Origin of the sequence: Shigella sonnei (genome assembly GCF_002950395.1) — a bacterium.
In the GTDB taxonomy this organism is placed as follows: domain Bacteria; phylum Pseudomonadota; class Gammaproteobacteria; order Enterobacterales; family Enterobacteriaceae; genus ECMA0423.
The window spans coordinates 4,890,552-4,903,534 of record NZ_CP026802.1; the positions used below are offsets into that span (position 1 = coordinate 4,890,552).

Below are 12,983 nucleotides of genomic sequence, written 5' to 3' on the forward strand. Positions count from 1 at the left end.
GAGCATGTCTGAAGAAAAATTAGGTCAACATTATCTCGCCGCGCTGAATGAGGCATTTCCGGGCGTCGTGCTGGACCACGCCTGGCAGACCAAAGATCAGCTGACTGTCACCGTAAAGGTGAACTATCTGCCGGAAGTGGTGGAGTTTCTCTACTACAAGCAGGGGGGCTGGTTGTCGGTGCTTTTTGGTAACGACGAACGCAAACTGAATGGTCATTACGCCGTTTATTACGTGCTGTCGATGGAGAAGGGGACTAAGTGCTGGGTAACGGTTCGCGTCGAAGTTGATGCCAACAAACCGGAGTATCCGTCCGTGACGCCGCGCGTTCCGGCGGCGGTGTGGGGCGAGCGCGAAGTGCGCGATATGTACGGTTTGATTCCGGTTGGTCTGCCGGATGAACGCCGTCTGGTGCTGCCGGATGAACTTTATCCGCTGCGTAAAGACAGCATGGATTATCGTCAGCGTCCGGCACCGACCACCGATGCTGAAACCTACGAGTTCATCAACGAACTGGGCGACAAGAAAAACAACGTCGTGCCGATTGGTCCGCTGCACGTCACTTCTGACGAACCGGGCCACTTCCGTCTGTTCGTCGATGGCGAAAACATTATCGACGCCGACTACCGTCTGTTCTACGTTCATCGCGGCATGGAAAAACTGGCGGAAACCCGTATGGGTTACAACGAAGTGACCTTCCTCTCTGACCGTGTGTGCGGGATCTGCGGCTTTGCCCACAGCACCGCCTACACCACGTCGGTAGAAAACGCGATGGGTATTCAGGTGCCAGAACGTGCGCAGATGATCCGCGCCATTCTGCTGGAGGTGGAACGCCTGCACTCGCATCTGCTCAACCTCGGTCTCGCCTGCCACTTTACCGGCTTTGACTCCGGCTTTATGCAGTTCTTCCGCGTGCGTGAAACCTCCATGAAAATGGCAGAGATCCTCACCGGTGCGCGTAAAACCTACGGCCTGAACCTGATCGGCGGGATTCGTCGCGATCTGTTGAAAGATGACATGATCCAGACCCGCCAGCTGGCGCAACAGATGCGTCGTGAAGTGCAGGAGCTGGTGGATGTGCTGCTGAGTACGCCGAACATGGAACAGCGCACCGTCGGCATTGGTCGTCTGGACCCGGAAATGGCCCGCGATTTCAGTAACGTTGGCCCGATGGTTCGCGCCAGCGGTCACGCCCGCGATACTCGCGCCGATCACCCGTTTGTCGGTTATGGCCTGCTGCCAATGGAAGTCCACAGCGAGCAGGGCTGCGACGTTATTTCCCGTCTGAAAGTGCGTATCAACGAAGTTTATACCGCGCTGAACATGATCGACTACGGTCTGGATAACCTGCCGGGCGGTCCGCTGATGGTGGAAGGCTTTACCTACATTCCGCACCGTTTCGCGCTGGGCTTTGCCGAAGCGCCGCGCGGCGACGATATCCACTGGAGCATGACCGGCGACAACCAGAAGCTGTACCGCTGGCGCTGCCGTGCCGCGACCTACGCGAACTGGCCGACCCTGCGCTACATGCTGCGCGGTAACACCGTTTCCGATGCGCCGCTGATTATCGGTAGCTTGGACCCTTGCTACTCCTGTACCGACCGCATGACCGTGGTCGATGTGCGTAAGAAAAAGAGCAAAGTGGTGCCGTACAAAGAACTCGAGCGTTACAGCATTGAGCGTAAAAACTCGCCGCTGAAATAAGGAATCGCCATGTTTACCTTTATCAAAAAAGTCATCAAAACCGGCACGGCGACCTCGTCTTATCCGCTGGAGCCGATTGCGGTTGATAAAAACTTCCGTGGTAAGCCGGAGCAGAACCCGCAGCAGTGCATCGGCTGTGCGGCCTGCGTCAATGCCTGCCCGTCAAACGCCTTAACGGTTGAAACTGACCTCGCCACCGGTGAGCTGGCGTGGGAGTTTAATCTCGGGCGCTGCATCTTCTGTGGACGCTGCGAAGAAGTTTGCCCGACGGCGGCGATCAAACTGTCGCAAGAGTACGAACTGGCAGTGTGGAAGAAAGAAGACTTCCTGCAACAGTCCCGCTTCGCGCTGTGCAACTGCCGCGTCTGCAATCGTCCTTTCGCCGTCCAGAAAGAGATCGACTACGCCATTGCGCTGCTTAAGCACAACGGCGACAGCCGCGCGGAAAACCACCGCGAAAGCTTTGAGACTTGCCCGGAATGTAAGCGCCAGAAATGCCTGGTGCCGTCCGACCGTATTGAACTGACTCGCCATATGAAAGAGGCCATCTGATGAGCAATTTATTAGGCCCCCGTGACGCCAACGGCATTCCGGTCCCGATGACGGTGGATGAATCCATCGCCAGCATGAAGGCGTCGTTACTGAAAAAAATCAAACGTTCTGCCTACGTTTATCGCGTGGACTGCGGCGGCTGCAACGGCTGCGAAATCGAAATTTTCGCCACGCTTTCGCCGCTGTTTGATGCAGAACGCTTCGGCATTAAAGTCGTTCCTTCACCGCGTCATGCGGATATTTTACTGTTTACCGGCGCGGTCACCCGTGCAATGCGATCCCCTGCGCTGCGTGCGTGGCAGTCCGCGCCGGACCCGAAAATTTGTATCTCCTACGGTGCCTGCGGTAACAGCGGTGGTATTTTCCACGATCTCTACTGCGTGTGGGGCGGTACGGATAAAATCGTCCCGGTAGATGTCTACATTCCTGGTTGCCCGCCAACGCCTGCCGCCACGCTGTACGGCTTTGCAATGGCGCTCGGCCTGCTGGAGCAGAAAATTCACGCCCGTGGCCCGGGTGAGCAGGATGAACAACAGGCGGAAATCCTGCATGGCGATATGGTGCAGCCGCTGCGTGTGAAAGTGGATCGCGAAGCACGCCGCCTGGCGGGTTATCGTTACGGTCGTCAGATTGCCGATGACTTCCTGACACAGTTAGGGCAGGGCGAAGAACAGGTTGCACGCTGGCTGGAAGCGGAAAACGATCCGCGTCTGAACGAGATTGTCAGCCATCTGAATCATGTTGTTGAAGAGGCGCGTATCCGATGAGTGAAAAGGTGGTGTTCAGTCAACTGAGCCGTAAATTTATTGATGAGAACGATGCCACGCCCGCCGAGGCGCAGCAGGTGGTCTATTACAGCCTGGCGATTGGTCACCACCTTGGGGTTATCGATTGCCTGGAAGCGGCGCTCACCTGCCCGTGGGATGAATATCTGGCATGGATTGCCACTCTGGAGGCGGGCAGTGAAGCCCGCCGCAAAATGGAAGGCGTGCCGAAATATGGTGAGATCGTCATCGACATTAACCATGTGCCGATGCTGGCCAACGCATTCGATAAAGCCCGGGCAGCGCAAACTTCGCAGCAGAAGGAATGGAGTACAATGCTGTTAAGTATGCTGCATGATATTCATCAGGAAAACGCCATCTATTTGATGGTGAGGAGACTGCGTGACTGACGTTTTACTCTGTGTTGGCAATAGCATGATGGGCGATGATGGCGCTGGCCCGCTGCTGGCGGAAAAGTGCGCCGCCGCGCCGAAAGGTAACTGGGTGGTGATTGATGGCGGTAGTGCACCGGAAAACGACATCGTCGCCATCCGTGAACTGCGCCCTACGCGGTTACTGATTGTTGACGCTACTGATATGGGGCTAAACCCCGGCGAAATCCGCATCATCGACCCGGATGATATCGCCGAGATGTTTATGATGACTACCCATAACATGCCGCTGAACTATCTTATCGACCAGTTGAAAGAAGACATTGGCGAAGTGATTTTCCTCGGCATCCAGCCGGATATCGTCGGCTTTTACTACCCGATGACTCAGCCGATTAAAGATGCGGTAGAAACCGTTTATCAACGACTGGAAGGCTGGGAAGGGAATGGCGGCTTCGCGCAGTTAGCGGTGGAAGAAGAATAATTCTCCATCAGGGAATTCAGCGAAATGAATATCAGAACAGGGATGTGCGCTTTTTTATTGAGCTTAGTGCTGCCTGCACAGGCCACCAGCTTTACCGAATATCTGCCAATGAGTGACAGCGAATACGCGCAAAAGCGGGCGCTGAAACCTCTCCTGACCATGCCTTATGATGCCGAGCAAACCTGGCATTTTAGAAAAGTGGGCGTTGCTGGCGTGACGCTTGAAAAGATGCCAAATGATGATAGTGAATGGCAATTGAACGGTAAAGATCGCGCCGGTAAATCCTGGTCTGTGCCTGTGGGTATGCTGGCAAACATAGCGGGCAAAGGGCAACTCTATCGCGCCGATCTTGATCGTAACGGCATTCAGGATCTGGTTATCTGGTTACCAAGTACCGGTAATGGTCTGGCTCCTTATGCACATTTAATTCTTATGACGTTCACGCGCGAAGGCCGTCCCTGTGTCTTTGAACCCAGGGGATTCTACACCGCAAGCAAAACTGGCGTAGATGATTTGCTGGATTTGCAAGGCAATGGTCACACGCAATTGCTGGATATGCAGTTTGATTCCGGTTACTGGATAACCAGTCTGTATCAGGTAAAAGACGCCAAATGGCAGCGTGTTCACGGCTGGTTTGGCAAGTTAAGCTATCCCGCGCTCACGCGTTTTACTTATACCCCCAACCGTAAACTCGTCCTCAAACCCATCGCCGGGCGCGACCCGCAAACGGAAGATCTGGCGCAGACGCAGCGTTGCTTGATAAAGGGGGATGTTCTTGATGGGGTGAACCAGAACTGACTTTTTGCAGAGTGGCTATGAGGATTTTGGGGGTAATTATATCGCGCTCAAGTGTTTACATATTGTGAACTTGGATTTGATGAGCTATAGTTTCCGAACACATAAGGATAGAACTCGCAGATGTGGCTGTTTACTTACTATAAGGAAGTTAAAACTTAAAAATGCACATCATTTCTAAAGCGCCATTTGAAGAGTCTGCGCGTAAATATCCTAACGACGCTCTGGCTCTTCAGGCATTGTATCGGGTTATTAAGGAAACGGATTTTTCTACGCCAGAAGAGATGCGAACGGCGTTTCCCAACCTCGACAATTTTAAATATCGCAACAAATGGTACGTTCTGGATGTAGGTGGGAACAACCTAAGGGTGATTGCCTACATAAACTTTGTTAATAAGCGGTTCTTTGTGAAGCACATAACTAATCACGCCGAGTATGACAAACTGACACGTTACTACAGAGAGAACAAAGAATGACTGCTAATGCTGCACGCGCTGTTAAAGCAACAAGAGAACTGGTCAATGCAGTCCCCTTTCTGGGAGGTAGTGACTCAGAAGATGATTATCGTGAAGCACTGGAACTGGTCGAATATTTGATTGAAGAAGATGACACCAATCCACTTATCGACTTTCTGGCGAGCCGCATTGCAGAATATGAAAACAACAACCAAGAGTTTGCAGAGTTCGACAAAGCCGTTGCGGCAATGCCTGTTGGCGTGGCGTTACTTCGCACGCTGATTGATCAACATAATCTGACCTATGCGGATTTGAAGAACGAAATCGGCTCTAAATCCCTGGTCAGTCAGATTTTGTCTGGACAACGATCCCTGACGATATCCCACATTAAGGCACTTTCAGCCCGATTTGGCGTTAAGCCGGAATGGTTTCTTTGATTTTGACTGATGCCAAACCCCAGATTGCCCGATGCGCTGCGCTTATCGGGCCTTCCTGGTTCGTGCGACATGTAGGCCGGATAAGGCGTTCACGCCGCATCCGGCACTGTTACCTACTCTAAATCTTCCCCATTACTGGCAATCACTTTTTTATACCACCAGAACGATTTCTTACGTGTGCGCGTCAGCGTGCCGTTGCCTGCGTCGTCACGGTCTACGTAGACAAAACCGTAGCGTTTGCTCATTTCACCCGTAGAGGCGGAGACTAAATCAATACAGCCCCAGGTGGTGTAGCCCATCAGCGGAATGCCATCTGCAATCGCTTCGCCCATTGCGCGGATATGTTCGCGTAAATAGCTGATGCGATAGTCATCGTTAATCTCGCCATTGGCAGCAAGTTCATCTTTTGCGCCGAGGCCGTTTTCCACCAGAAACAGCGGCTTCTGATAACGGTCGTACATCATGTTCATGGTGATACGCAGACCGAGTGGATCAATACCCCAGCCCCAGTCGCTCACTTGCAGATACGGGTTACGCAGCGATTTCACTACGTTCGCCGCACTGCTATTGTTGGCGTTCATCTCCGCCGAGGCGCAGCGCGAGGCGTAATAGCTGAAAGAGACAAAATCGACGGTGTTTTTCAGGATTTCATCATCGCCCGGTGCTTTGTCGATGGTTACCCCTTTTTCGCGGAATACGCGGGCAGAGTAAGCCGGATACGTGCCCCGCGCCTGCACATCGATAAAAAACAGGTTTTCCCGGTCTTTCTCCAGCGCCGCCCAGACATCTTCCGGCTTGCAACTGTAAGGGTAGAAGTTACCGCCCGCCAGCATACAGCCCACCTGATTTTGCGGGTTAACCTCATGGGCGATTTTGGTGGCTAGCGCACTGGCAACCAGCTGGTGATGCGCGGCCTGATATTTCACCTGATCCTGATTTTCACCTTCTTCAAACACCAGACCCGCGCCGGAGAACGGGCTATGCAACATAATGTTGATTTCATTGAAGGTAAGCCAGTATTTCACCAGACCATCAAATGCTTCAAAGCAGGTCCGGGCGTAGCGGCTGAAAAACTCCACCAGCTTGCGGTTACGCCAGGAGCCATATTCGGTGACCAGATGCATCGGCACATCGAAGTGGCACAACGTGACCAGCGGTTCGATACCGTACTTTTTACACTCTTCAAAGACAGAACGATAAAAAGCAATGCCCTGCTGATTGGGCGTGATTTCATCGCCCTGCGGAAAGAGACGGCTCCAGGCAATTGAGGTACGGAAAACCTTGAATCCCATCTCTGCCATCAGGGCGATATCTTCTTTATAACGATGATAAAAATCCGTCGCCTCATGGCTGGGATAAAACTCGTCATCGCGCAACTGAAAACGTTTTTCCAGCCCCAGTTTCACCGCCATTCGATGCTCGCCGTGTGGGATCATATCGACAGTGGTCAGCCCTTTGCCACCTTCACGGAACGCACCTTCAGACTGGTTGGCGGCAAGCGCGCCGCCCCATAAAAAACCTTCTGGAAATACTGACATTTTCATCCTCAATTAAGACTTACTTCTTTGGCGACGGTCGGTTGTACGCTCTGATGCTTTCGCGCCTCGGCAGCCGCTTCCTCAACAGGAATATCCTCAAAGCCGAGCAACAGTGTGAGGATAAACGACAGCACCACCGCCAGCGCCATGACCGCGAACACCCAGACGATGCTCATTGGATTCGCCGGATCGAAGAATTGCACGCTGGTAAATAACCCTGGCGCTGCCATTGAGTGGCTGGCAAGCCCCGCCATACCGGCAACCGCGCCGCAAATAAAACCGCTGATAAGACTGGCGATAAGCGGACGTTTCAGGCGGATCGCCACGCCGTATAACGCCGGTTCGGAAATCCCCGCCATAATGGCTGATGCCGCCGCAGCCAGCGCCGTCTGGCGCAGTTCCGGGTTTTTCGTTTTCCACGCCACCGCCAGTGATGAACCGCCCAGCGACAGGTTAGCGCCGATCTCTGACGGCATGACCATCCCTTCTTTGCCGGTTTCGGCAATGGTCTGAATGATGGTTGGCGTAAAGACGCGGTGCATCCCGGTCATTACCAGCAGAGGCCACAGCGCGCCCATAATGGCGACTGAAAGCCAGCCCAGATAACCATGAATGGTGTAAACCAGCGCCGAAATGGCGCTACCGATCCAGATACCAATCGGGCCAATCAGCAGGATTGCCAGCGGTGCGGCAATCAACACAATCAGCATTGGCTTGAGGAAGTTTTTGGTCACCGCCGGTGTAATGCGATCCACCCAGCGTTCGATATATGACAGGCACCAGGTCATCACCAGCGCCGGGATCACTGTGTAGGTGTATTTCACCGCGGTGACCGGAATCAGGGCAAATTCGACATGTTCACCCTGGGCCGCTTTCGCCATCAGTTCAATAAAACTCGGATGTACCAGCACACCCGCGATGGCAATCGCCAGCGACATATTGGTTTTAAATTTGATGGCGGCAGATGCCGCGACCATCAGCGGCAGGAAGAAGAAAGCACCGTCACCAATCACATTCAGAATGGTTAAGGTCGGCGATCCTTTTGTCAGCACGCCGCTCATCTCGAGGATCATCGCCAGCAGTTTGACCATCGATCCGCCGATAATCGCCGGGATCAGCGGTGACATGGTGCCGATCAGCGCATCGAGGATCCCCGCACCAATGCGACGCAGCGTGAGTTTGGGTTTACCCACGGGCTGTGCGGGCTGCATATCTCCCGGCAGCAGGCTGACGACTTCCTGAAAGGCTTGTGAAACGGTATTGCCGATAATCACCTGACACTGGTTGTCACTACGTACCACGCCGAGCACGCCGGGGATGGTTTTTAACGTCGGGCTGTCGATAAGCTGGTCATCTTTGATAACAACGCGCAAACGCGTCATACAGTGCGTGACCGCCGAGATGTTATCAACGCCGCCCAGTGCCGCTATCACCGAGCGTGCCAGCGCCGCATAATTTTTGGCCATCGGATTTTATCCTGTTATCAGTAGGGTAGATGTAGTTGTTATCAGTCGACGTAACGGAAAAATGCCGATGCTGAAACGGAATTAGGAAACCGGTTTCACAAAATCATGAATAGTTGTCACTAAATAAGCAAGAGAGTTAATTGTTCATTTTTTATATTTGTGAAACCGGTCACCTGAATATTTTTCCCGCCGATTGCGCAAGGACAATCGGCAAACGGTGCAGTACACTGCGTTGATTGCGTGTAAAGGGATGAAAATGATGACGACGATGCTGGAAGTGGCGAAGCGCGCCGGGGTTTCAAAAGCGACCGTTTCCCGCGTGCTTTCAGGTAATGGCTACGTCAGCCAGGAGACTAAAGATCGCGTGTTTCAGGCGGTAGAAGAGAGCGGTTACCGCCCAAACTTGCTGGCGCGCAATCTGTCGGCGAAGAGTACTCAGACGCTGGGGTTGGTAGTGACCAACACGCTTTACCACGGCATTTATTTTAGTGAATTACTCTTTCATGCCGCGCGAATGGCGGAAGAGAAAGGGCGGCAGTTGCTATTGGCAGATGGTAAACACAGCGCCGAAGAAGAGCGCCAGGCGATTCAGTATCTGCTGGATTTGCGCTGCGACGCCATTATGATTTACCCGCGTTTTTTAAGCGTGGATGAGATCGATGACATCATTGACGCGCACAGTCAGCCGATAATGGTGCTTAATCGCCGCCTGCGCAAAAACAGCAGCCATAGCGTCTGGTGCGATCATAAACAGACCAGCTTTAATGCCGTGGCAGAGTTGATAAACGCCGGACATCAGGAGATTGCTTTCCTTACCGGCTCGATGGATTCCCCCACCAGCATTGAACGTCTTGCTGGGTATAAAGACGCGCTGGCGCAGCATGGTATTGCGCTCAATGAAAAACTTATCGCTAACGGTAAATGGACGCCCGCCAGCGGGGCCGAAGGGGTAGAAACGTTGCTCGAACGTGGGGCTAAATTTAGCGCGTTAGTTGCCAGTAACGACGATATGGCGATAGGTGCGATGAAAGCGTTGCACGAGCGCGGCGTAGCGGTGCCAGAGCAGGTGTCAGTTATCGGATTCGATGATATCGCAATTGCCCCCTATATCGTTCCGGCGCTCTCCAGCGTAAAAATTCCGGTGACTGAGATGATTCAGGAAATTATTGGACGGCTGATTTTTATGCTCGATGGCGGGGATTTCTCACCGCCGAAAACCTTCAGCGGAAAACTGATCCGCCGCGACTCACTCATTGCTCTTTCGCGATAAACATTGTCATCACATGTCATCGTCACTAGTGTCGATGACATCTTTTTTCCTGCATTACAGAAATTAATTTCCTTAAATAACAGTGAATTAAAACTGGCATGATTTGTGAATGTATCGGCGCATTAACTGTCATTGCTGGAGAATTTGATGAACCGTTTCATCATTGCTGACGCGAGTAAATGTATTGGTTGCCGTACCTGTGAAGTGGCGTGCGTGGTTTCTCATCAGGAAAATCAGGACTGTGCATCGCTGACCCCGGAAACATTTTTACCGCGTATCCATGTCATTAAAGGTGTGAACATTTCCACGGCGACAGTTTGCCGTCAGTGTGAAGATGCACCGTGCGCTAACGTCTGCCCGAATGGTGCTATCAGCCGTGATAAAGGGTTTGTTCATGTGATGCAGGAACGTTGCATTGGTTGCAAAACCTGCGTTGTGGCTTGCCCGTATGGCGCGATGGAAGTGGTGGTACGTCCGGTGATTCGCAACAGCGGCGCGGGGCTGAATGTACGGGCTGACAAAGCCGAAGCCAATAAATGTGACCTGTGCAACCATCGTGAAGACGGCCCGGCGTGTATGGCGGCTTGCCCGACTCATGCGCTGATTTGTGTCGATCGTAATAAACTTGAACAACTGAGTGCAGAAAAACGCCGCCGTACGGCGCTGATGTTCTAAAAATCTTACAGAACTGTTCTGGCATCAAAGGAATTCCCGGAAATATTCGTAGAATACGGAGCTGGCGGTATCGCCGACCTGAGACTGCCGGATACGACGCAGTCGTGTCCGGCAGGACGGGTTACGCAATTCATGATGGCGGGAATAACTCAATGGCAAAAAACACATCTTGCGGTGTCCAACTGCGTATTCGTGGCAAAGTGCAGGGCGTCGGTTTTCGTCCGTTTGTCTGGCAGCTGGCACAGCAATTAAATCTTCACGGCGATGTCTGTAATGACGGCGATGGCGTAGAAGTCCGGCTGCGGGAAGACCCGGAAACGTTACTTGTTCAATTGCATCAGCACTGCCCGCCGCTGGCGCGTATTGATAGCGTCGAGCGTGAGCCGTACATCTGGTCACAACTGCCCACTGAGTTCACCATCCGCCAGAGCGCGGGAGGTGCCATGAATACGCAAATTGTCCCGGATGCCGCTACTTGCCCTGCTTGCCTTGCCGAAATGAATACCCCAGGCGAACGGCGTTATCGTTATCCGTTTATCAACTGTACCCACTGCGGCCCGCGTTTCACCATTATTCGCGCCATGCCTTACGACCGCCCGTTTACCGTGATGGCGGCGTTTCCGTTGTGTCCGGCTTGTGACAAAGAGTACCGTGACCCGCTCGATCGTCGCTTCCACGCCCAGCCGGTGGCCTGCCCGGAGTGTGGCCCACATCTTGAATGGGTAAGTCATGGTGAACATGCAGAACAAGAGGCGGCATTACAGGCGGCTATCGCACAGTTAAAAATGGGCAACATTGTCGCCATCAAAGGGATTGGCGGATTTCATCTTGCCTGCGATGCACGTAACAGTAACGCGGTGGCGACACTTCGGGCGCGCAAACATCGCCCGGCGAAACCGCTGGCGGTCATGTTGCCAGTGGCTGACGGTTTACCAGACGCTGCGCGCCAGTTGCTTACCACGCCCGCCGCGCCGATTGTGCTGGTGGATAAAAAATACGTTCCTGAGCTTTGTGATGATATCGCCCCTGACCTTAACGAAGTCGGGGTAATGTTGCCTGCGAACCCGCTCCAGCATTTGCTGTTACAGGAACTGCAATGCCCGCTGGTGATGACCTCCGGCAACCTGAGCGGTAAACCACCAGCTATCAGCAACGAACAGGCGCTGGCGGATTTGCAGGGCATTGCCGACGGATTCTTGATACATAACCGCGACATCGTGCAGCGGATGGATGATTCGGTGGTGCGCGAAAGCGGCGAAATGCTGCGCCGTTCGCGGGGGTATGTGCCGGATGCGCTGGCTTTGCCTCCGGGCTTTAAAAATGTTCCGCCTGTGCTGTGTCTCGGCGCGGATCTGAAAAATACCTTCTGCCTGGTGCGCGGTGAACAAGCGGTGTTGAGTCAGCATCTGGGCGATTTAAGTGACGATGGCATCCAGATGCAGTGGCGCGAAGCGTTACGCCTGATGCAAAACATCTACGATTTTACCCCGCAATACGTTGTGCATGACGCGCATCCGGGCTATGTCTCCAGCCAGTGGGCGCGTGAAATGAATCTGCCGACGCAAACGGTACTGCATCATCATGCCCATGCAGCGGCGTGTCTGGCAGAGCATCAGTGGCCGTTGGATGGCGGTGATGTCATTGCTTTGACGCTCGACGGTATCGGTATGGGGGAGAACGGCGCTTTGTGGGGCGGCGAGTGCCTGCGGGTGAACTATCGCGAATGTGAGCACCTGGGCGGCTTGCCTGCAGTGGCGCTTCCGGGTGGCGATTTGGCAGCGAAGCAGCCGTGGCGAAACCTGCTGGCGCAGTGCCTGCGCTTTGTGCCGGAGTGGCAGAATTACCCTGAAACAGCAAGTGTGCAACAGCAAAACTGGAGCGTGCTGGCGCGGGCCATTGAGCGTGGAATTAACGCGCCGCTGGCGTCATCGTGTGGGCGGTTGTTCGATGCAGTGGCGGCGGCACTGGGCTGTGCGCCAGCCACGTTAAGTTATGAAGGTGAAGCGGCTTGTGCTCTGGAGGCGCTCGCAGCCTCATGCCACGGAGTGACGCATCCGGTGACGATGCCGCTGGTGGACAATCAACTGGATCTCGCCGCTTTCTGGCAGCAGTGGCTGAACTGGCAGGCACCGGTTAATCAACGCGCGTGGGCGTTTCATGATGCGCTGGCGCAGGGTTTTGCCGCGTTGATGCGTGAGCAGGCCACGATGCGTGGTATCACTACGCTGGTATTTAGCGGCGGGGTTATTCATAACCGTTTGCTGCGTGCACGTCTGGCGCATTATCTCGCTGATTTCACATTGCTCTTTCCACAGAGTTTACCGGCGGGTGATGGCGGTTTGTCTCTGGGGCAGGGGGTTATTGCTGCGGCGCGTTGGTTAGCGGGTGAAGTCCAGAACGGATAAAACGTGTTGCATTTGGACACCATTGCCGGATGCGGCGTAAACGCCTTATCC

The 12,983-nt window shown here is 53.7% G+C and carries 13 protein-coding genes; 11 read left to right on the plus strand and 2 right to left on the minus strand.

The window, feature by feature from the left end; all coding sequences use genetic code 11:
• Positions 1-4: 4 nt before the first annotated feature.
• The 8 genes from hycE to C1P89_RS25210 all read left to right on the plus strand — a co-directional run bounded on the left by hycE (position 5) and on the right by C1P89_RS25210 (position 5,578).
• A complete protein-coding gene (hycE, locus tag C1P89_RS25175; protein ID WP_001288143.1) occupies positions 5-1,702 on the plus strand; it encodes a formate hydrogenlyase subunit HycE in 1,698 nt (565 codons plus the stop codon).
• 9 nt (positions 1,703-1,711) lie between these two features.
• Positions 1,712-2,254 (plus strand): formate hydrogenlyase subunit HycF, encoded by a 543-nt coding sequence (gene hycF, locus C1P89_RS25180; RefSeq protein WP_000493785.1) that lies wholly within the window; start codon positions 1,712-1,714, stop codon positions 2,252-2,254.
• Positions 2,254-3,021 (plus strand): formate hydrogenlyase subunit HycG, encoded by a 768-nt coding sequence (gene hycG / locus C1P89_RS25185; protein WP_000067403.1) that lies wholly within the window; start codon positions 2,254-2,256, stop codon positions 3,019-3,021. The genes hycF and hycG overlap by 1 nt, the downstream gene beginning before the upstream one ends.
• Complete coding sequence (hycH, locus tag C1P89_RS25190) at positions 3,018-3,428, plus strand: formate hydrogenlyase assembly protein HycH (RefSeq protein WP_001291918.1); 411 nt, start codon at positions 3,018-3,020, stop codon at positions 3,426-3,428. Before hycG ends, hycH begins: the two co-directional genes overlap by 4 nt.
• Positions 3,421-3,891, plus strand: a complete 471-nt coding sequence (gene hycI, locus C1P89_RS25195) for a hydrogenase maturation peptidase HycI (protein ID WP_000132961.1) — start codon at positions 3,421-3,423, stop codon at positions 3,889-3,891. The genes hycH and hycI overlap by 8 nt, the downstream gene beginning before the upstream one ends.
• A 24-nt stretch (positions 3,892-3,915) precedes the next feature.
• Positions 3,916-4,689: a hypothetical protein gene (locus C1P89_RS25200; protein WP_001026444.1), complete on the plus strand. Its 774-nt coding sequence runs from the start codon at positions 3,916-3,918 to the stop codon at positions 4,687-4,689.
• Between the two features lie 161 nt (positions 4,690-4,850).
• Positions 4,851-5,162: a type II toxin-antitoxin system HigB family toxin gene (locus tag C1P89_RS25205; RefSeq protein WP_000547563.1), complete on the plus strand. Its 312-nt coding sequence runs from the start codon at positions 4,851-4,853 to the stop codon at positions 5,160-5,162.
• Positions 5,159-5,578 carry a helix-turn-helix domain-containing protein gene (locus C1P89_RS25210; RefSeq protein ID WP_000126296.1) on the plus strand — a complete coding sequence of 140 codons (420 nt, stop codon included), beginning with the start codon at positions 5,159-5,161 and terminating at the stop codon, positions 5,576-5,578. Before C1P89_RS25205 ends, C1P89_RS25210 begins: the two co-directional genes overlap by 4 nt.
• A 113-nt stretch (positions 5,579-5,691) precedes the next feature.
• Here C1P89_RS25210 and ascB read toward each other — a convergent pair whose 3' ends face one another.
• Together ascB and ascF are read right to left on the minus strand one after the other, a co-directional pair.
• Positions 5,692-7,116 carry a 6-phospho-beta-glucosidase AscB gene (gene ascB / locus C1P89_RS25215; RefSeq protein ID WP_000110319.1) on the minus strand — a complete coding sequence of 475 codons (1,425 nt, stop codon included), beginning with the start codon at positions 7,114-7,116 and terminating at the stop codon, positions 5,692-5,694.
• A gap of 8 nt (positions 7,117-7,124) precedes the next feature.
• Positions 7,125-8,582 carry a PTS cellobiose/arbutin/salicin transporter subunit IIBC gene (ascF, locus tag C1P89_RS25220; protein ID WP_001107890.1) on the minus strand — a complete coding sequence of 486 codons (1,458 nt, stop codon included), beginning with the start codon at positions 8,580-8,582 and terminating at the stop codon, positions 7,125-7,127.
• A 259-nt stretch (positions 8,583-8,841) separates the two neighbouring features.
• Here ascF and ascG point away from each other — a divergent pair, with 259 nt between their 5' ends.
• From ascG to hypF, 3 genes are all read left to right on the plus strand, one after another.
• The gene (gene ascG / locus C1P89_RS25225; protein ID WP_001402444.1) at positions 8,842-9,852 is read left to right on the plus strand and encodes a DNA-binding transcriptional regulator AscG; all 1,011 of its coding nucleotides are present in this window, start codon (positions 8,842-8,844) and stop codon (positions 9,850-9,852) included.
• 147 nt (positions 9,853-9,999) lie between these two features.
• Complete coding sequence (gene hydN / locus C1P89_RS25230) at positions 10,000-10,527, plus strand: electron transport protein HydN (RefSeq protein WP_001078777.1); 528 nt, start codon at positions 10,000-10,002, stop codon at positions 10,525-10,527.
• 152 nt (positions 10,528-10,679) lie between these two features.
• Entirely contained in the window at positions 10,680-12,932 is a 2,253-nt protein-coding gene (gene hypF / locus C1P89_RS25235) for a carbamoyltransferase HypF (RefSeq protein WP_001107713.1), read from the plus strand.
• The last annotated feature ends 51 nt before the right edge of the window (positions 12,933-12,983 follow it).

Bases quoted from the DNA above. Each gene is read 5' to 3' on its own strand.
- hycE (WP_001288143.1), top strand. From the start codon at position 5: ATGTCTGAAGAAAAATTAGGTCAACATTATCTCGCCGCGCTGAATGAG.
- hycF (WP_000493785.1), top strand. From the start codon at position 1,712: ATGTTTACCTTTATCAAAAAAGTCATCAAAACCGGCACGGCGACCTCG.
- hycG (WP_000067403.1), top strand. From the start codon at position 2,254: ATGAGCAATTTATTAGGCCCCCGTGACGCCAACGGCATTCCGGTCCCG.
- hycH (WP_001291918.1), top strand. From the start codon at position 3,018: ATGAGTGAAAAGGTGGTGTTCAGTCAACTGAGCCGTAAATTTATTGAT.
- C1P89_RS25200 (WP_001026444.1), top strand. From the start codon at position 3,916: ATGAATATCAGAACAGGGATGTGCGCTTTTTTATTGAGCTTAGTGCTG.
- C1P89_RS25205 (WP_000547563.1), top strand. From the start codon at position 4,851: ATGCACATCATTTCTAAAGCGCCATTTGAAGAGTCTGCGCGTAAATAT.
- C1P89_RS25210 (WP_000126296.1), top strand. From the start codon at position 5,159: ATGACTGCTAATGCTGCACGCGCTGTTAAAGCAACAAGAGAACTGGTC.
- ascB (WP_000110319.1), bottom strand. From the start codon at position 7,116: ATGTCAGTATTTCCAGAAGGTTTTTTATGGGGCGGCGCGCTTGCCGCC.
- ascF (WP_001107890.1), bottom strand. From the start codon at position 8,582: ATGGCCAAAAATTATGCGGCGCTGGCACGCTCGGTGATAGCGGCACTG.
- ascG (WP_001402444.1), top strand. From the start codon at position 8,842: ATGACGACGATGCTGGAAGTGGCGAAGCGCGCCGGGGTTTCAAAAGCG.
- hydN (WP_001078777.1), top strand. From the start codon at position 10,000: ATGAACCGTTTCATCATTGCTGACGCGAGTAAATGTATTGGTTGCCGT.
- hypF (WP_001107713.1), top strand. From the start codon at position 10,680: ATGGCAAAAAACACATCTTGCGGTGTCCAACTGCGTATTCGTGGCAAA.